General features: G+C 33.1%; 20 protein-coding genes. 5 read left to right on the top strand and 15 right to left on the bottom strand.

Annotated features, from left to right (window positions below):
* Positions 1 to 78 precede the first annotated feature (78 nt).
* Positions 79 to 945, bottom strand: coding sequence for a tyrosine-type recombinase/integrase (locus JM658_RS06660; RefSeq protein WP_236958466.1), 867 nt, complete (start codon positions 943 to 945; stop codon positions 79 to 81).
* Between the two features lie 193 nt (positions 946 to 1,138).
* On the opposite strand from JM658_RS06660, the gene JM658_RS06655 reads away from it, so the two are divergent.
* The 3 genes from JM658_RS06655 (at position 1,139) to JM658_RS06645 (ending at position 3,627) form a co-directional block, all read left to right on the top strand.
* Positions 1,139 to 1,540 (top strand): hypothetical protein, encoded by a 402-nt coding sequence (locus JM658_RS06655; RefSeq protein ID WP_236958465.1) that lies wholly within the window; start codon positions 1,139 to 1,141, stop codon positions 1,538 to 1,540.
* 33 nt (positions 1,541 to 1,573) lie between these two features.
* Positions 1,574 to 1,942 carry a hypothetical protein gene (locus tag JM658_RS06650; protein WP_236958464.1) on the top strand — a complete coding sequence of 123 codons (369 nt, stop codon included), beginning with the start codon at positions 1,574 to 1,576 and terminating at the stop codon, positions 1,940 to 1,942.
* A 584-nt stretch (positions 1,943 to 2,526) separates the two neighbouring features.
* Positions 2,527 to 3,627, top strand: a complete 1,101-nt coding sequence (locus JM658_RS06645) for a serine hydrolase domain-containing protein (RefSeq protein ID WP_236958463.1) — start codon at positions 2,527 to 2,529, stop codon at positions 3,625 to 3,627.
* Between the two features lie 492 nt (positions 3,628 to 4,119).
* Here the strand turns inward: JM658_RS06645 and JM658_RS06640 are convergent, their stop codons facing one another.
* The 6 genes from JM658_RS06640 to JM658_RS06615 all read right to left on the bottom strand — a co-directional run bounded on the left by JM658_RS06640 (position 4,120) and on the right by JM658_RS06615 (position 10,543).
* A complete protein-coding gene (locus tag JM658_RS06640; RefSeq protein WP_236958462.1) occupies positions 4,120 to 4,866 on the bottom strand; it encodes a YARHG domain-containing protein in 747 nt (248 codons plus the stop codon).
* 156 nt (positions 4,867 to 5,022) lie between these two features.
* Positions 5,023 to 5,706 (bottom strand): DUF6891 domain-containing protein, encoded by a 684-nt coding sequence (locus JM658_RS06635; protein WP_236958461.1) that lies wholly within the window; start codon positions 5,704 to 5,706, stop codon positions 5,023 to 5,025.
* A 335-nt stretch (positions 5,707 to 6,041) separates the two neighbouring features.
* Positions 6,042 to 7,160, bottom strand: a complete 1,119-nt coding sequence (leuB, locus tag JM658_RS06630; protein ID WP_236958460.1) for a 3-isopropylmalate dehydrogenase — start codon at positions 7,158 to 7,160, stop codon at positions 6,042 to 6,044.
* Positions 7,161 to 7,174: 14 nt separating this feature from the next.
* Complete coding sequence (gene leuD / locus JM658_RS06625) at positions 7,175 to 7,765, bottom strand: 3-isopropylmalate dehydratase small subunit (RefSeq protein ID WP_236958459.1); 591 nt, start codon at positions 7,763 to 7,765, stop codon at positions 7,175 to 7,177.
* A gap of 115 nt (positions 7,766 to 7,880) precedes the next feature.
* Complete coding sequence (leuC, locus tag JM658_RS06620; protein ID WP_236958458.1) at positions 7,881 to 9,278, bottom strand: 3-isopropylmalate dehydratase large subunit; 1,398 nt, start codon at positions 9,276 to 9,278, stop codon at positions 7,881 to 7,883.
* 92 nt (positions 9,279 to 9,370) lie between these two features.
* Positions 9,371 to 10,543 carry a 2-isopropylmalate synthase gene (locus JM658_RS06615; RefSeq protein WP_236958457.1) on the bottom strand — a complete coding sequence of 391 codons (1,173 nt, stop codon included), beginning with the start codon at positions 10,541 to 10,543 and terminating at the stop codon, positions 9,371 to 9,373.
* 153 nt (positions 10,544 to 10,696) lie between these two features.
* Here JM658_RS06615 and JM658_RS06610 point away from each other — a divergent pair, with 153 nt between their 5' ends.
* Positions 10,697 to 12,241, top strand: coding sequence for a hypothetical protein (locus JM658_RS06610; protein ID WP_236958456.1), 1,545 nt, complete (start codon positions 10,697 to 10,699; stop codon positions 12,239 to 12,241).
* 118 nt (positions 12,242 to 12,359) lie between these two features.
* Positions 12,360 to 13,208: a DMT family transporter gene (locus JM658_RS06605; protein WP_236958455.1), complete on the top strand. Its 849-nt coding sequence runs from the start codon at positions 12,360 to 12,362 to the stop codon at positions 13,206 to 13,208.
* A 25-nt stretch (positions 13,209 to 13,233) separates the two neighbouring features.
* Here the strand turns inward: JM658_RS06605 and JM658_RS06600 are convergent, their stop codons facing one another.
* The 8 genes from JM658_RS06600 to gcvT all read right to left on the bottom strand — a co-directional run bounded on the left by JM658_RS06600 (position 13,234) and on the right by gcvT (position 18,007).
* On the bottom strand, positions 13,234 to 13,524 hold the full coding sequence (locus JM658_RS06600) for a helix-turn-helix domain-containing protein (protein ID WP_236958454.1): 291 nt from the start codon (positions 13,522 to 13,524) through the stop codon (positions 13,234 to 13,236).
* Positions 13,514 to 13,630: a type II toxin-antitoxin system RelE/ParE family toxin gene (locus JM658_RS17185; protein WP_317207857.1), complete on the bottom strand. Its 117-nt coding sequence runs from the start codon at positions 13,628 to 13,630 to the stop codon at positions 13,514 to 13,516. Before JM658_RS17185 ends, JM658_RS06600 begins: the two co-directional genes overlap by 11 nt.
* A 16-nt stretch (positions 13,631 to 13,646) precedes the next feature.
* A complete protein-coding gene (locus JM658_RS17180; RefSeq protein ID WP_317207856.1) occupies positions 13,647 to 13,769 on the bottom strand; it encodes a hypothetical protein in 123 nt (40 codons plus the stop codon).
* A gap of 285 nt (positions 13,770 to 14,054) precedes the next feature.
* Positions 14,055 to 14,441 carry a nuclear transport factor 2 family protein gene (locus tag JM658_RS06590; RefSeq protein WP_236958453.1) on the bottom strand — a complete coding sequence of 129 codons (387 nt, stop codon included), beginning with the start codon at positions 14,439 to 14,441 and terminating at the stop codon, positions 14,055 to 14,057.
* Positions 14,442 to 14,506: 65 nt separating this feature from the next.
* Positions 14,507 to 15,397 carry an MBL fold metallo-hydrolase gene (locus tag JM658_RS06585; RefSeq protein ID WP_236958452.1) on the bottom strand — a complete coding sequence of 297 codons (891 nt, stop codon included), beginning with the start codon at positions 15,395 to 15,397 and terminating at the stop codon, positions 14,507 to 14,509.
* 79 nt (positions 15,398 to 15,476) lie between these two features.
* On the bottom strand, positions 15,477 to 16,064 hold the full coding sequence (locus JM658_RS06580) for a Crp/Fnr family transcriptional regulator (protein ID WP_236958451.1): 588 nt from the start codon (positions 16,062 to 16,064) through the stop codon (positions 15,477 to 15,479).
* A 2-nt stretch (positions 16,065 to 16,066) separates the two neighbouring features.
* A complete protein-coding gene (locus JM658_RS06575) occupies positions 16,067 to 16,879 on the bottom strand; it encodes a sugar nucleotide-binding protein (RefSeq protein WP_236958450.1) in 813 nt (270 codons plus the stop codon).
* A 39-nt stretch (positions 16,880 to 16,918) separates the two neighbouring features.
* Positions 16,919 to 18,007 (bottom strand): glycine cleavage system aminomethyltransferase GcvT, encoded by a 1,089-nt coding sequence (gcvT, locus tag JM658_RS06570; protein ID WP_236958449.1) that lies wholly within the window; start codon positions 18,005 to 18,007, stop codon positions 16,919 to 16,921.
* Between the last annotated feature and the right edge of the window lie 310 nt (positions 18,008 to 18,317).

Below are 18,317 nucleotides of genomic sequence, written 5' to 3'. Positions count from 1 at the left end.
CAAGATTAGTGAGTATAAGAGCAGAGTAGGGCAATAGAAGGTAACTATTAAATAAACGCAATTGCGTTTATATCTCTTTCAAATATACTTTTTTTTATGTAATTCTAGGGGGCTAATTATATTTGTAAGGTTTTCAGTGCTAACATGTGTGTATATCTCAGTGGTTTTGCTAGAATTGTGTCCTAAGAGCTTCTGGATGTACCTTAAATTAGTTCCATTCTCTAATAAATGTGTAGCAAACGAATGACGTAATGTATGTACCGTAGCCAACTTATTCACTTTCGTAGTGTACAAAGATTTTTTAAATACTTGTCGGATGCTAGAAGTGCTATAACGCTCACCCTTTCTACCTTCAAAAAGCCACTTTACAGGTTTATATTTTTTGTAATATCTTCTCAATAGATCCAACTCCATACAAGATAATAAGGTCATCCTATCCTTTCCGCCTTTACCATCACGTACCCAAATACACATGCTCTTAGAGTCAATATCGGTCATCTGTAAATTTATACATTCAGAAATCCGCAAACCAGAAGCATATATAAGTGTCAAAACTGCTTGATGCTTTAAATTGTTTGGACTATTAATAATAGATGCGGCTTCTTCTAATGTAAAAACTACAGGTAATTTCACACTCCTTTTAGGGCGTATTAAAGCAAAATGCTGCTTAGGATATCCCAAAATATGCTCTATATAAAACTTAATAGCATTAATACTTTGGTTCTGATAAGACACAGAATAACCTTTGTCTACAATCAGTTCCAGGTGGTAATCCGTTATATGTTCACTACTTAATTTATGTAATGGCAAAGGCCACAAGTGCCTTAAAAATTGTTTAAACATATGCTGATAAGTCCTTATAGTGTTCTCACTATAATTTCTTAACCTAAGTCTATCTAAATATAGATGTAAAGATTCTTGATATGTTTTTTGTAGCGGATTCATTATTAGAGCAAAAATCCTCTATAAATTAATTATAACTATATTTATAAGCGTTTACATACGAATATAAACGTATAATATATGCTCACCGACTCTTGCTATGCCTAAAAGAAACGCAAGGAAATTCCTTTATCAAGTTTTATTATTCAATAAAAGAGGAGATTCTTTTTAAATAGATTTAAATTAAAATATACTTATGAAAAAAAGATTTTGTTCCTTTTGCAACGATGAATTACATGGTAGATCAGATAAAAAATTCTGTGATGCCCAATGTAGAAGTAATCACCATAATAACAATAAAGCTGCTCACGAAAAATTAATTCAATATACCAATAGTTTACTTCGTAAAAATAGAGGGATTCTGGCTCACTTTTGCCCACAGGGTAAAGCAACGGTTAGGAAAGAAGTATTGGATGCTATGGAATATGAGTTTTCAATTTTTACAACAATATATCCTTTTAAAGGAGGGAATTATTTCTTTTGCTATGATTATGGTTTTCTTCCTATAACCGACGAAAATGGAATCAAAAAAATTGTAATAGTTCAGCATCAAAACTATATGAGTAGATTAAAAGTCAACCCATGGAAAGTAAAATAATTTCTCTATTTTTATAGCCTAAATATTAAAGAGATGAAAAAGATAGGTATTATTTTTGCTTGTATTATAGCAATTGGAGCTGGAGCGTATTACTTTATAAGTACTGCAGAAACTAAATCCACTACGATCACTTTAGAGGGATACGATAGTGAAGCTGCAGCAAAGGAAACGCCAGTAGAATCTTTTCAGAACACAAATACACCACAAAATACAACTGCTAGCGGTATGAACCCTGCACACGGACAACCGGGCCATCGCTGCGACATCGCCGTGGGTGCGCCATTGACTGCTCCCGTAGATGGGTCGTTGTTAAACATCAACGGAACTACGCTTAACCCTGCACACGGGCAACCTGGTCACCGTTGTGATATCGCTGTTGGTGCGCCTTTACCTACAAGTTAGGCTTTAATTTACAATGGTTTTATTTGGTAGAAAGCAGTGCTTTTTTACAGATTATTCCACGAAAAGTAGTTTCATAAAAACTGCTCTTTTGTTGCTTTTAGGGTAATTTATGAGCGACTATGTCTTGTTTGTTATTTTTTGGGCGTTCCTCTTGCTTCACAAGTGGCGGGCTTTACGCGCTACACGGTAGCTTGCTGCAATCCCTAACGCAAAAGAAACAAATAAATAGGAGGGAAGGAGAATGAGTTATTGCCTCTGTAGTAGCTTTATCGCTTATTAATATAAATAAGTCTATCTTCAGCTGAAAATGATAAAGTCATAAAGGACAGAAACACGCTGAATCAAATTTTTACTAGAATCGAAACTAAAGATGGTAAGGATAACAAAAATGGTTTAGGTTTATCAACTGGTAAAGTAAAGAGTTATACAAGTTATGGACACGGTGGGTTTTGGGAATCGTAATTTTATATTTTCCACAACTGGATACTTCAATAGCTGTTTTTATCTTGGAACGTGATAAATGAACATTAAGAAAACTGTTTTAGAAGCATTGTTGCTTGAACTAACAAAAGAAAATTGAAAGTATGAACATAAGCTTAAGAACTTATCTAACGGCAGTTACGCTATTCATTGGAATATTATCTTACGGTCAATCAAATAATCAAAAAAAAACTGAAATCAATTCATATTTAAACAGTTTAAATGGGGATGATTTTTCGGGAACAGTCTTGGTTGCCCACAACGATAGTATCATTGAACAAAGAGCTTACGGATTAGCAAATATCGAATTCAATGTAAAGAATAAAATAGATACTAAGTTTAATATTGCTTCTATTACTAAACTATTTACAGCTGTAGCAACTTTGCAACTCTACGAGCAAGGAAAGTTAAAATTGAATAGTCCTATTGGAGAATATTTACCTGATTACCCAAACAAACTCGTAAGAGATTCCGTAACGGTTCATCAATTACTTACCCACACTTCAGGACTTAATAATTTTTATGTGGCAGACGAGAATAAAATAAAAAATTTAGAATACAAGACAATTTCGGACTTCATGCCCCTTTTTGTTAATGATACACTTTTATCAAACCCCGGAACTAAATATAATTATAGTGCAACAGGAATGGTGGTTCTTGGTCTAATCATTGAAAAAGTTAGTGGTAAAAACTATTATGATTATTTAAGGGAAAATATATTCAAACCCGCTGAAATGCCTAACACAACCGAATTGGAAATCGATTCTATTGTAAATAATAAAGCAAGTGGATATACCTCAATGTTTGGGGAAAACAAAATCTTGAAAAAGAATGATTATTATTTAACAAAAGCTTCACCAGGTGGATTTTATTATTCAACTGTAAACGACTTATTTAACTTTTCAAAGGCCTTAAGAAACTATAAACTACTAAAAAAAGGAACAACGGAATTAATGTTTAAACCAAAAGTGAAAGGTTATAATACACATATGGGATATGGTATTGGTGTTGACCAAAGATACAACCAAACTATTCTTGGCCATAGTGGTGGTTGGTACGGAATACATTGTGAATTAATGGATTTTATGAACGACAATTATACCGTTATAATTTTATCCAATATAGATGATGGAGGAAATAATGGAGCTTCGAAGTTATCTGATTTTTTTATGGAATTGATAGCTGACAAGAAACTAGAAAAATAAGGTTAAACATCAAACGTAAAGAAGTATTGCACAACATTATGTACAAGCAATTGCGGTTTAAGTGATAACTTGAACCGTTTTTATATTTTATTAAGTATCTTACTTTCCAAAATGTAGTAACAATAATTCCAATACTACTCATACCCTAAGACCGTTAGCTGAATACAAAATAGAAAAATTCATAGATAGGAAAAACTGGAGTGTTGAAATTGAAAAAACCACCTCTCTTACTTCAATGCAAATAAAAAGTATTGGATGGTTTGTAGGCTACCTTGAGAGAAAAGGTAATGTTTATTTTTTTGCCACAAGAATAAGCCCAAATGATAATGAAATTATGATAAGTGATTTATCTTCTGCTCGAAAGAAAGCAACTATATCAGCTCTCAATACATTTAAAATTATGGATTAAGACCTATATGATTAATAAAATTGGATTGAATGTTAGAAATATGAAAGAGGAGAAAATAACGGTTAGTGTAAAATGCGTTTTTATTATTTTTCTAATCTTAAAATCAAGTTCACATTATATTTTTCAATATCGCTCAAATTTGGGTTGCTTGTCTTCTTAATTGAGTTATACCAATCTTTGTTAGAAAAATAGTTGTCCATTTTACCACCTTCATTAAAAATGTATCCATTTCTAGCGAATATTTCATTTCTTACAATTTTCAATTCGTCCTTGCTATATTCGAGTAAATCACTATTAGTTAGTTTGACAAAACTAGCTTCCGGATATTTTCCTATTGTTATGATTTTTTGTCCTTCATTAAATTGAATATAATGATAAATTTGATTGTTTTCATTTTTAGTAAATGCAAATCCAATTCCTTTTGTTCCTTTTTTTAGAAATAAGTTGGAGTTATCTATACACTCATAAATAAAGAATTCTGTTTTATAATTACCTTCTTTTGTAATTATTTTACCATTATCATATTTAATACTCACTCTATCAGTTTTTCCAATCCAGGCTTCATTCTCCCAAATACTATATTCTGTCTCTGCATATAACTTGCTATTAGAAAAAATAATATTAAGATCAGATTCGGCTTCTGAATCACCGAAATGATAACTTCCTTGAAATTCTTTTGCGTTTGAATACTCAATTTTTTTTACACTGTAGAATTCAATTTCCTCACTTTCAACAGCTATGTATGCTTTATATATTGTATCTTTTTTTTGTTGAGCATTACTGACTCTTATAAGAGAAAAGAATAAAAAGATGATTAATGTAAATTTCATTTTCAAATGTATGGTAACGTGTTCGTGTATGATTAGTTGCGTGTACCATGCAACTAATTTAGCAAATAAAAACCGAATAGAAAATCCGCGAGGATTTTCGTAAGCAAGCACGAACTAGCCATTAATTATACACATTGTTGTGTGTAGTGCTTTTTTCTACCATATTTTCCAAAATGGCTTTTTACTCTTGTTTTCAATATTGATCTTTTCTGGTGTATGGTGCTTTTCGATAATCTCAAATACTCGACCATAATTATAATCGATATTGTCAACTGCTTTTTTCCAATTTATATTTAGAATTTCTATCCGAGTGTCAATTGAGCCATTCCATTTGGTTTTAAATCCATTTTCTGTTAAAACAGCAATTATTTTTTCGGCAACTTCTTTTGCAAGTTTATCATCACGGTTGTAACTATCAAAACCAATGAGTAGCATTTTTTCTTTTCCAATTGCTCTTTCTAAATCCTGTGTATGGTAATAGCAATAACCTTTAGCATTAATTCCGATTTCTTTCAATTCTGAAATAATTTCAGAACAGTCATCTTCTCCGTCGCTTTTGGTGTGCCCTGCTTTGTGAAGAGACACAATTCTATTTTTATTCAATTCATCAAAGGATTTTACCAGTCTCTCAAAATCAGTTGGTTTTTCCCATTTTATGCTTTCATCTTTATGTTTTTTTAATCGACTATCGATTTCTTGTTTTAACCATTCTTCATCGAAGTCACTTTCATCGTAAAACATTTCACTTATGCTTTCAAGTAAATCATCTTCGTTTTCAAATCCAAAAAGTATATCTTTTTCAAGTTGTTCTATTGCTTCATCTTTGATTTCTTGTCTCATTTTTTATTGAAGTTCATCGTTTTTTGTGCATTACACACAACTTCTGAATATACTCAAATTAATGATCATTAATTTTTAAAAAGGGCGGCTAACAAGATTTAATAAATAGTGCGTAAAAAACCTGTTACTTTTCATATAGGAAACCATTAATTTTTAATGCTATTAAATTCTAATTTCAGCTGAATACAATAAAAAAGGGCGGCTAAAAATTATCACAATACTTAATCTAGTTTTATAAGTTAAAGGCAGTTCTACAATGCTTTAAAAACTATAAATCAGAATGTTTTCTTTTTAGGCACCCTTTTTAAGTACACAAATATATAAGTAGCAACTATTTAGATAATAGTTGATTTTCCGTAATCAATATTTTCTTGATTATAATTAATTATTTCCTCTGCATTTGCAATATAATCAGCAATAAAATTACCAACTTCAGAAGTTGTTTTCTTACTATTTACATCTAAATCTGGAGTCACAAAATTAATTTCTAATGCTTTCTCTACAGCTTTATTAATGGCTTTTGCTTCTTCAAATAATTTAAAATGCTCCAATAACATAGCCGCAGATAATATAGAAGCAATTGGGTTTGCAATTCCTTTTCCTGTTGCCTGTGGGAAAGATCCGTGAATAGGTTCAAACATTGCATTTTCATCTCCTACAGAAGCAGAAGCTAATAATCCTATCGAACCTCCAATAACACTTCCTTCATCAGAAATAATATCTCCAAACATATTTTCCGTTAGGATAACATCAAACTGACTCGGATTCAAAATCATTTGCATCGCTGCATTATCAACAAAAAGGAAATCTAATTCTACATCATCATAGCTTTTCCCAATATTGGTAACCACTTTACGCCATAGTCTAGAAGTCTCCAATACATTGGCTTTATCTACCAACGTTAATTTTTTTCTTCTTGCACGAGCAGCTTTAAAAGCTAAATGAGCAATACGCTCAATCTCATAATCTGAATATTCACAAAGATCGGAAGCTACACTTCCTTCTTCATTTAGTTTTTTCTCACCAAAATAAATACCTCCCGTAAGTTCACGGAAAATAGTAAGATCGGTTCCTAAAATGCGGTCTTCCTTTAATGGAGATTTCTCAATTAGAGTAGGGAAGGCCTTTATTGGACGGATGTTAGTAAATAATCCAAGCGATTTTCTTAATTTAAGTAATCCTTGCTCTGGACGTACTTTTGCAGAAGGATCGTTATCATACTTTGGATCTCCAATAGCTCCAAAAAGAACCGCATCAGAATCAAGACATAATTTTAAAGTCTTCTCTGGTAATGGATCTCCAGTCTGGTCGATAGCAATAGCACCAACAGGGGCTTCTTTAAAAGTAAATGTATGATTGTATACTTCTCCGACTGCTTTTAATGTTTTTATGGCTTGTTTTGTGACTTCAGGACCAATTCCGTCACCCGATAATACTGCTATATCTATATTCATAGTGGTGTGTTGTATTAAAATTTTCTAGAAGCTTCAAATGCTTCGATTTTATCTTTATTGCTGACTAAAAAATCGATGTCGTCATAACCATTTACCATACATGTCTTTTTGTATGCATCGATTTCAAAACTTTCTTTTATATCCGTTCCTTCCATAGCGATAAATTGCTCTTCTAAATTTACCACAAAGTTAGTGTCTGGATTTTCTTTTATAGTGTCTAGCATCACTTTCAATGCTTCAGGACTTACTTGTATTGGTAGCAATCCGTTATTAAGAGCATTTCCTTTAAAAATATCAGCAAAATAACTAGAAACAATTACTTTAAGTCCAAAATCAGTTAACGCCCAGGCTGCGTGTTCTCTACTACTCCCACATCCAAAATTATCTCCTGCAACTAGGATTTTTCCTTCATAGGTAGTATCGTTTAAAACAAAATCTTTATTCTCAGAACCATCCTTTTCATATCTCCAGTCTCTAAAAAGGTTCTCCCCGAATCCTATTTTACTTGTCGATTTTAAAAAACGAGCAGGTATAATTTGATCAGTATCTATATTTTCTATTGGCAATGGTATCGCCTTAGATTTTAATGTTGTAAACTTTTCCATTATATATTGTTAGTATCGAGTATTGTGATATTAAACTACGTGTTTTAATTTATAGTGGACTAAATTCAGTATCCTATTTTAAAAACCCAGTTTATAACGTTACTCTTATATTTTATTAAACCAATTCTAAAGCGTCTACTTCTTCGGTAACATCTACTATTTTTCCTGCAATTGCAGTAGCAGCAGCTACTAGCGGACTCGCAAGAATGGTACGCGCTCCTTGCCCTTGGCGTCCTTCAAAGTTTCTATTTGATGTAGATACACAATATTCTCCAGCGGGAATCTTATCTTCATTCATCCCTAAACAGGCAGAACATCCACTTTGGCGCATTTCAAAACCAGCAGCTTCAAATATATCTTGAATACCTTCTTCTTTAATCTGTTTTGCTACTTGCTGTGATCCAGGAACTATTAATGCATTTACATTGTTTGCCTTTTGTTTCCCTTTAATATATTCCGCAGCAATTCTAAAATCTTCAATTCTAGAGTTCGTACAACTTCCTATAAAAACATAATTTATGTCTTTCCCTAATAGTTTTTCTCCCTTTTTAAAGCCCATATAAGCTAAAGACTTCTCAAAAGAAACGTCATCTTGAATAGGAATAGCAGCTGTAATTTTTATTCCCATCCCTGGGTTGGTACCATAAGTTACCATCGGCTCGATGTCTGCTGCATCAAAAGTGTATTCTTTATCAAAAACAGCATCTGAATCTGTTGGTAATGTTTTCCAATAGGCTACTTTCTTATCAAACTCTTCCCCTTTAGGAGCAAATTCTTTTCCTTTTACATATTCAAAAGTAGTTTCATCTGGTGCAATCATTCCTCCACGAGCACCCATTTCTATACTCATATTACAAACCGTCATCCGGCCTTCCATAGTCATCGCTTCAAAAACATCTCCAGCATATTCTACAAAATATCCAGTTCCAGAATTGGTTCCTAATTTTGCAATGATATATAGAATTACATCTTTTGGTAAAACGCCTTTTTTAACCTTTCCGTTTACTGTAATTCGCATACTCTTAGGCTTGGAAAGCAATAAACACTGACTCGCAAAAACTTGTGCCACCTGACTTGTTCCGATACCAAAAGCAATCGTACCAAAAGCACCGTGAGTAGAGGTGTGGCTATCTCCACAAACCATCGTCATTCCCGGTTGTGTAACTCCTAGTTCTGGAGCCATCACATGTACAATTCCTTGATACGGATGTCCTAAACCATAAAGAGTAACATCGTGTTTTTTACAGTTCTCGGTAAGCATCTCTACCTGTTTTTTAGACAATAAGTCTTGTATTGGTAGATGTTGGTCTTTTGTAGGTACATTATGATCTGCTGTAGCTACAATTTGGTCTTTTCTAAATAGTGGAATGTTACGTTCTTCAAGCTCATTAAATGCCTGCGGACTCGTAACCTCATGAATTAAATGTTTATCTATGTATAATATTTGTGGTCCATTCTCTACAGTATGTACCACATGGCTATCCCAAACTTTATCAAATAACGTTTTACTCATTAATTCTTTTTTTTAATCATTTTAACCCTGAGGCTAAATAAATATCTTCTTATAACATTCTATTTGTATAAAGAATGCTATAAAAAACAGTTTTAAGCAATTGCTTTAATATCTATCTTACTAATTTCGATGATCTGGTGAATATCACTATCAACGATTTCTTTCTTTCTATCTGCAAAGTTTAAAAATTCTTTATAAACTTCGTCTAATTGTAACTTAGTTAATTCATAACCTACTTTCTTAGCACGATAAGCTAAGGCTGCACGTCCGCTACGAGCAGTAAGTACAATTGCAGACTCTGTAACTCCTACATCTGCAGGGTCGATAATCTCATAGGTTTCTCTGTTTTTAATAACCCCATCTTGGTGAATTCCTGAGCTGTGAGCAAAAGCATTCGCACCAACAATAGCTTTATTAGGCTGTACAGGCATTCCCATACTTTCAGAAACCATTTTACTAGTACTATATAATAACTTAGAATTTATATTCGTGTCTAAGTTTAAATATGGATGTTGACGTAATACCATAACTACTTCCTCTAAAGAAGTGTTTCCTGCACGCTCTCCTATACCATTAATAGTACATTCTATTTGTCTGGCACCACCAACAACACCAGCAATAGAGTTTGCAGTTGCTAGTCCTAAATCATTATGACAGTGGCAAGAAAGAATAGCCTTGTCTATACCAGTTACATTCTCTTTAAGGTATCTCATTTTAGCACCGTATTCTTCGGGTAGGCAATATCCTGTTGTATCTGGGATATTTAATACCGTAGCTCCAGCTTTAATAACAGCTTCGCAAACACGTGCTAAATATTCATTGTCTGTACGACCGGCATCTTCTGCATAAAATTCTACATCTTCTACAAATGTTTTGGCATATTTTACAGCGGCAACAGCACGCTCTATAATTTCCTCAGGAGTAGATTTGAATTTATATTTTATGTGTGAAGCTGAAGTTCCAATTCCAGTATGTATTCTCGGTCTTACAGCATGCTTAATAGCTTCTGCAGCTACTTCAATATCTTTCTTTACCGAGCGGGTAAGCCCACATACAGTTGCATTTTTTACTATTTTAGCTATTTCTGAAACGGAATTAAAATCTCCCGGACTTGAAATAGGGAAACCTGCTTCGATTACATCAACACCTAGATCGTCAAGACGTTTTGCAATAACAAGCTTTTGTTCTGTATTAAGCTTGCATCCAGGTACTTGTTCCCCGTCTCTTAATGTCGTGTCAAAGATTTGGACTTTTTCTTTACTCATCTTGATAATTTAATGTAATTTCAAATTTGTTATACGAATTTATATTATGTATTCGTAATTTTAAGCCCGCTTAACCATTTCTTTACAATGCTTAAGTATACTTATCGAATAATAATTAATTGATAATCAGTTAATTGAAGTTTTATTTTTACAATGACAAGTCAACAAAAAGACACTTTATTTATATTAGTTAAGTCCCTTTCTAAATCAGAAAAGAGACAATTTAAGTTGTATGTTAATAGGTTAGGAGTAAATGCTGATGCTAAGTTTTTGGCATTATTCAATCTCTTAGATAAGATGAATGATTATAAAGAATCTGAAATCTTAAAAAGTGGGATTGTTAAAAAGCAGCAGCTCTCCAATTTAAAAGCTCATTTATACAAGCAGATCTTAGTTAGCTTACGATTAAATCCTGTAAATCAGAATATGCGTTTGCAAATTCGTGAGCAGTTAGATTTTGCTACTATTCTATATCATAAAGGCCTTTACAGGCAGAGTTTAAAAATCTTAGATAAAGCGAAGTCTCTAGCCATAGAAAACCAAGAAAAGGTAGTAGCTTATGAGATTGTAGAGCTTGAAAAAGTAATAGAAACTCAATATATAACCCGGAGTATAAGTGGTCGTGCGGACGAATTGGCAATTCAAGCCAAAGAATTAAGCATGCAGAATGTGCTAACAAGTAAATTATCCAACTTGTCGCTTCAGTTATACGGGATCATGTTAAAATTTGGATACGTAAAAAGCGACGAGGAATATAAATGGGTTACTGAATATTATAAAGCTCACTTGCCGAAATTTAAAGTTTCAGAATTAGACTTTAGAGAGAAGCTATGGCTTTATAAAGCACAACTTTGGTATAGTTTTCTTATTCAAGATTTTTTATCGTGTTATAAGTATTCCCTAAGATGGGTGGAGTTGTTTTATGAAAATGAACAGATGATTTACTTAAATCCTGTATTTTTCTTAAAAGGAAATAACTACCTATTGGAGTCGATGTTTTATGTGAAAAATCGTCGTGGATTTAAAGAAGCACTCACAAAACTACAAGAGGTAATTGCTAGTGATAAATTCCCGAAGAATGATAACTTGGAGGTTTTAGCATTTTTATATACCTATAGCAATAAAATAAACCTACATTTTTTAGAAGGTACTTTTGAAGACGGTCTTTATTTAGAAAAGGAGATTGTAGATGGTGTAAAATTACATCGTGATAAAATTGATGAACACCATATTATGGTATTGTACTATAAAATTGCGTGTTTATATTTTGGAGTAGGAGACAATAAGAAGTGTATTTTATATCTTAAAAAGATTATTGATAATAAAAACCTAACCATGAGAGAGGATCTTATGTGTTTTGCTAGGGTTTTAAGTTTGGTTGCGCATTATGAGGCTGGAATGGATTACCATTTGGAGATCCAACTTAAGAGCACCTATAAGTTTTTATTAAAGATGAACGACCTCCATGCCGTACAAAAGGAAATGATTAAGTTTTTAAGAAACTTAGGAGAGATTTTCCCAAGTGAATTAAAAGACGAGTTTAAAAAACTCCATAAATCGCTTAAAAAGTATGAGAATCACCCTTATGAGAAGCGTGCTTTCTTATATTTAGATATAATCTCGTGGTTAGAAAGTAATATCCAAAACCGACCAGTAGGAGATATTATCAAAGAAAAAGCGAAAGAGTTAACTCGATAACTTACTTTTAGGCGTAAATAACACCAACATTTATTTAGTATTTAACCATCTTAAGAATTATTTCTTGAGATAGATTTTTATTTCATTGACTGCAACCAAACAACATTTTAAAAACATATTGGAACTAAACCTCGCTGTACTTCTTATTAGTACTTCGGGAGTTTTAGGGAGATACATAGCGTTACCGCCAGAGCAGATTATCCTTTTTAGAGCTATTCTAGCTGTTGTATTTATCTATGCTTTCTGTAGGTATAAAAAGTTTAATTTAAAGATTGCCGATCGTCAAGATATTAAAGTAGTGCTACTCTGTGGGGTGTTTTTTGGAATTCATTGGGTTACTTATTTCTATGCGTTAAAGCTCTCCAGTGTTGCCATTGGGATGCTTTCTATTTACACCTATCCTGTAATTACCTCCTTTTTGGAGCCTCTAGTTTTAAAAACTAAATTCCAAAAAGCACACATTGCATTGGCGGTATTGGTACTTACAGGAGTTTACTTTTTGGTGCCAGAAGTAAGTTTTAAGAATCAGCACTTTATAGCAGTTTTATTTGGTGTTACTTCTGCCTTTTTTTATGCGCTTCGTAATATTCTTATGAAACCAAAAGTAGCGAAGTACAACGGTTCTGTACTGATGCTCTATCAGCTAGTGATTATTGTATTTATTATGAGTCCGCTGTTGTTTAAGGCTGACTTTACCCTTGTAAAAGAGCAGTTGCTACCCATTGCTTTTCTGGCATTGGTAACCACCGCAATAGGACATACATTATTATTAATGAGTTTTAAGCATTTTAGCGCCACCACAGCTAGTATTATGAGTAGTGTGCAGCCTATTTATGGGATATTAATGGGGGTCGTGTTTTTAGGAGAATTTCCCGCTTGGCATACTATTATTGGTGGGATGCTTATTCTAAGTGCTGTATTTATAGAAGGTTTCCGAAGTGTAAAAGCTTCTAAGGAAAATCTGTAATAAGAAAACTAATATTTTAGGAGTGTTATACTTCTATTGAAATCTTTACTTTTCCACCAAGTCCCTTTTCTACTATATCATATAAAGTTTTTAAAGTAAGGTTACTACCATTGTTTTCCACACGAGAAATATAAGTTCGTTTTTTATCAATAAGCTCGCCTAATTGTTCTTGAGTAAGGTTCTTTTTCTCGCGAGCGTCTCGTAATAGCAATCCAATTTTAAATGATTCAAAATCTCTATCGAGTTCATCTCTTCGGTCAGTACCTTTCTTTCCATATACACTATCTTTTATATCCTTCCAGCTTTTAGTTTCCATTTTTACTATTTTTTTCTTCGTAATAATTATTCATTAATCGGATAGCTCTATTTATTTCTTTTTTAGGTGTCTTTTGAGTCTTTTTTGTAAATCCATTTAAAAGTATAACTAATTTTCCTTCATCAAAAAAAACAAAAAACTCTCCATATATTGGATCCTAATTTAATTCGTGCTTCATAAAGCCCTGCATGGTTCTTAATCGCAGATAAATATGTTTTTGGTACATGTTGATATGTTTCAATCATTTCAATAACCTTAAATATTTTATCCTGAACCTTTTTTGGTTGTGCAAGTAAAAAATCTTCGAAATAATTCTTGTATTGTATTACTTCCTAACTCTTTTCATCACGATAAAGGTAACTTAAAAGTTACATCAATCAAAGTTTTAGTTAACTTATTCTAAGTGCTGTATTTATAGAAGGTTTCCGAAGTGTGAAAGCTTCTAAGGAAGAGATAAAAAAATAGCAACATAACGTTACATAAAAAAACTAACGTTGTGCTGCTATTATAAGTTTACTGTGGAATGATTTTTACATAGCATCAGTAACCATTTTACTATCTACAAACTGCTCAAAAGATATAATTTTCCCTTCATTAAGCTTCCAAATATGAGCAACTCTAGCTTTAAATGGGCGATTTGTTTTCTTATATATTCCTGTATATGTTCCGTAAGCAACCACTTTATCACCATCAGAAAGATAGTCTTCAGGAGTAAATTTATAATCAATCCATTCACTTCCTAATCTGCTAAAAACATTTCTACCTATGTTCTCTAAACCTATATAAGTTCCTGCATACGGAAATCCTTCAGCTTCTGTCCAGGAGATATCTTTGGCTACATATTTAGCTAGGTTTTCTCCATTCTCTTCAGATGTTTTTCCTTCGTAGGTGCTTTTTATAATTTCTAAATTTGTCATCTTGTTTGTGTTTATAGTACAGCTTAGCAATACAAAAAGTATCGCTAAGCTGAAGATGTGTCTTATTACCATTTCATTTCTCCAGTATTCACTTTCGCTCCAATTTGTAACGCAGTATCAAAAGTCAATGTTGGATATTTAGCTTTTATAGCTTTAATTAACTCTTCTGAAGTTTTATTTGCTTTTAAAGCTTCTTCATAGAACTTAATATAGCTTTTGGTGTGTGCTATTGCAGAAGCGTCTAATGCGCTTTCTGTATTTCCATGTGCAGGAATAACAATATCTGGCTGTAAAGCTTCTATTTTGTCTAATACAGAAAGCCATTGATTTCTAGCTTCTGGAGTTTGGGCATCTGCCATCCACACATTAAACGATGTTCCAAAAACATTAATACCTCCTATAGCTGCTTTGATTGATGGTATCCATACGAAAGTTCTAGAAGGGGAGTCTTCCAAACCAATAATTTCTAGCTTCTTTCCTTCTATTTCTATAGAGTTCCCTTTTAAAACTTGTGGCAATACTACATTCGAAGTTATGTTTTTACCTAATCTCTCGCCCCAAACTTCTAGTTTCTTTTGAGCGGTAGCTTTAATATGTTCTACTGTTTCTGGAGCGGCATAAGCCGTTACTTCAGGGAAATATTTCTTAAAAACCTCTAAACCGAAGTAAAAATCTGGATCTCCATGTGATACATAGATAGTTTTTAAGGTTTTTCCTGATGCTTTTATTTTTTGAGCTACAGTTTCTGCATCTGCTAATGTAAATTGTGTATCGATTAAAACTGCTTCTTTTTCTCCTGAAACAATTACAGATGCAACACCGAAACTATTCTCTGTGGCGTAGTAAATATCTACATCTAAATTAGTGTTTTGGATAGTTTTGAAACTTTGTGCTTGTGCTTCCATATTAAATAGAATTAATGTTGTTAAGATTACGATTGAAATTACTTTTCTCATTTTGTTGTTTTTTATTGATAGTACAAAGTTGTGAATATCAGTACTAAAAAACATTGAACAAGTTCAATAAATGATAAAGTTATTGCTTTTTTGAGATAATCTTACTTCTAATTTTACTTAAAAACTCATGAGTAATTCCCAAATAGGAGGCTAATTGTAGGTTTGTAAGCCTTTGTACTATATGAGGATATTTTTCTATAAAATCTAAATAGCGTTCTTCTGCAGTCTTACTATTATTGCTAATTGTTCTTTGTTGTAATACAACCATAGCTTTTTGAGACATCACCCGGAATAGTTTTTCAATACTAGGCAACGTTTCATAGAGCAGCTCCTTACCTTCTTTATCAATAAGCAATACCTCGCTGTCTTCTAGCGCCTGTATAGATAAATAGGAGGGGGTTCCATTGGTAAAACTATCAATATCTGTTACCCACCAATCTTCAACGGCAAAATATAAAACATGTTCCTTTCCGTTTTTATCAAGCGTAAAAACACGTAAGCACCCTTTGGTAACATACCCTTCAAACTTACAGATAGCCCCTTGTTTTAATAAATATTCCTTTTTGGAGAGTGTTTTTGGATAAAAGGAAGCACAATAGATGGCTAACTCCTCTTTGGAGAGGGTAATATGTTTGGCGATATGTTTCTTTAAGAGATTGAAAGGCATATTTAACTTACATCCAACTCATTAATAATATCATAATGACTAAAAACAAGGTGCTTTGGTAGCATATTATCCTTTGGAAGTACAGCTAGAAAGCGATCAAAATTAGAGGTATACACATTTTTAAGCAAAGGCTTTTCGTGACCAATAGTTTCAAGGATTTCTTTTATAAACTCATCATGGTGAATAAGGTCTGAACTCCCCAAATGATAAATTCCTTTTTTATTTCTATTAACGATATAGTGAATCTGCTGCGAGAGTTTATCGGCATTGGTAACATTCATCACCAAATCTGGAAACACCTCATAGGCATCATTTTTATCAAGAAAATATTTAAGCTCTTTCATCCGCGGAGAGCTACTTCCAAAGACCATTGGCAATCTTGCAATCACAAAATTCTTCTCTGGAAGTTGCATCAGCGCAGTTTCAATCTTTATTTTAAACTTCCCATAAGTACTCATCGATAGCGTTTTATCGAACTCATAAGAAGGGTAGTTGCTAAAAGCATCAAAAACATTAGCAGAAGACAAAAATATTAATTTACTATTGCTAGCACGGCAGTAATCCACCAAATCGAGGTGCGTATCTATCTGTGCTTCAAAATTACCCCTTAAGGCAGAAATAATAATAGTGGGTCGCACTTTGGTAAGCACCTCAAACAAGTCGTCTGTTTCCATATTAAAATGAAAAAAGTGCTTATTATCAGCATAAATCTTACCTGTGTGATAGGTGCCATAAGTATCAAAGTAAGGGCATAACTCTTTATAAAGTGCCCCTCCAATAAATCCGCTAGCTCCTAAAATCAATATCCTTTTCAATAAATTTGCCTTTCTTTTTTAAGAGAACTCTAATTCTCTTTATTTATTTTTATAAAATGGAGGTTTTGTAACCTTGGCAGCAACTTTTTTCTTTCTTATCTGTAAGTAAATAGGAGTACCTTCCGCAGTATTTTCTGTAGAAACATACCCCATACCGATACCTTTATTTAAAGAAGGAGCCATTGTTCCGCTGGTAACTTTTCCGATCACCTCATCTTTATCATTTAAAATCTCATAACCATGTCTTGGAATTCCACGTTCTACCATTTCAAAACCAACAAGTTTTTTTGAGACCCCAGCTTCTTTTTGTCGTTGTAACGCTTCAGAGTTTACAAAATCCTTAGAGAATTTTGTTATCCATCCTAATCCAGCTTCAAGAGGAGAAGTCGTATCATCGATATCATTTCCGTAGAGACAATACCCCATTTCCAATCGCAAAGTATCTCTAGCCGCTAGTCCTATTGGTTTAATTCCAAATTCCTTTCCAGCTTCCAGCACATTATTCCACACTTTCTCTGCAACATCATTTTTACAATATATTTCGAAACCACCGCTACCAGTATATCCTGTAGCAGAGATAATAACATTGTCTACACCAGCAAATTCAGCAACCTCAAAATTATAAAACTTAATAGCAGAAAGATCAACAGGAGTGATAGATTGCATAGCTTCCACCGCTTTTGGCCCTTGGATAGCAAGAAGCGAGTAATCGTCTGACACATTGCGCATATCTGCACCAATAGCCTCATTATATTTAGAAATCCAATTCCAATCCTTTTCAATATTAGAAGCATTTACCACCAATAGGTATTGCTCTTCCTTCATTTTATAGATAATTAAATCATCTACAATACCACCATCTTCATTAGGTAAACAAGAATACTGCGCTTTTCCAACAGTTAATTTTGTAGCATCGTTACTGCTCACTTTCTGAATAAGAGCTAAGGCATTAGGCCCTCCAATTAGGAATTCCCCCATATGGCTCACATCAAAAACGCCCAGTTGCGATCTTACAGTTTCATGTTCTATATTTACACCTTCATACTGCACAGGCATGTTATACCCCGCAAAAGGAACCATTTTTGCACCCAACTCAATATGAATATCTGTTAAAGCTGTATTCTTCATTTTTGTATATTTAAAAAGTGTTATACCTATTATTTGGCGCTGCAAAATTATTTAAAATATTCACAGTAATAAAACAAACACGTACTAATAAAAACTTGTTTTTTTGCAAAGAGCATAAAAGTATGGCTATTTCCAGAAAAAGCTATTGCACAGCCCACAAATGGCAGACAGACTTTTACTACCAAACGGGAGCACGCTCCATTGGAGTTAGGTAGTTTTGCTTATGTATTTTATATTGTTAATTTGTAGTAACTAGAGCTGAGCAACTAGGTATTAGTAAACCTTAAAATAAGAAACCGAAAACCAAAAA

Origin of the sequence: Joostella atrarenae, from assembly GCF_021764745.1 — a bacterium.
In the GTDB taxonomy this organism is placed as follows: domain Bacteria; phylum Bacteroidota; class Bacteroidia; order Flavobacteriales; family Flavobacteriaceae; genus Galbibacter; species Galbibacter atrarenae.
Note: the sequence above shows the minus strand (reverse complement) of the source record. Positions and strands in the feature narration are given on the sequence as shown.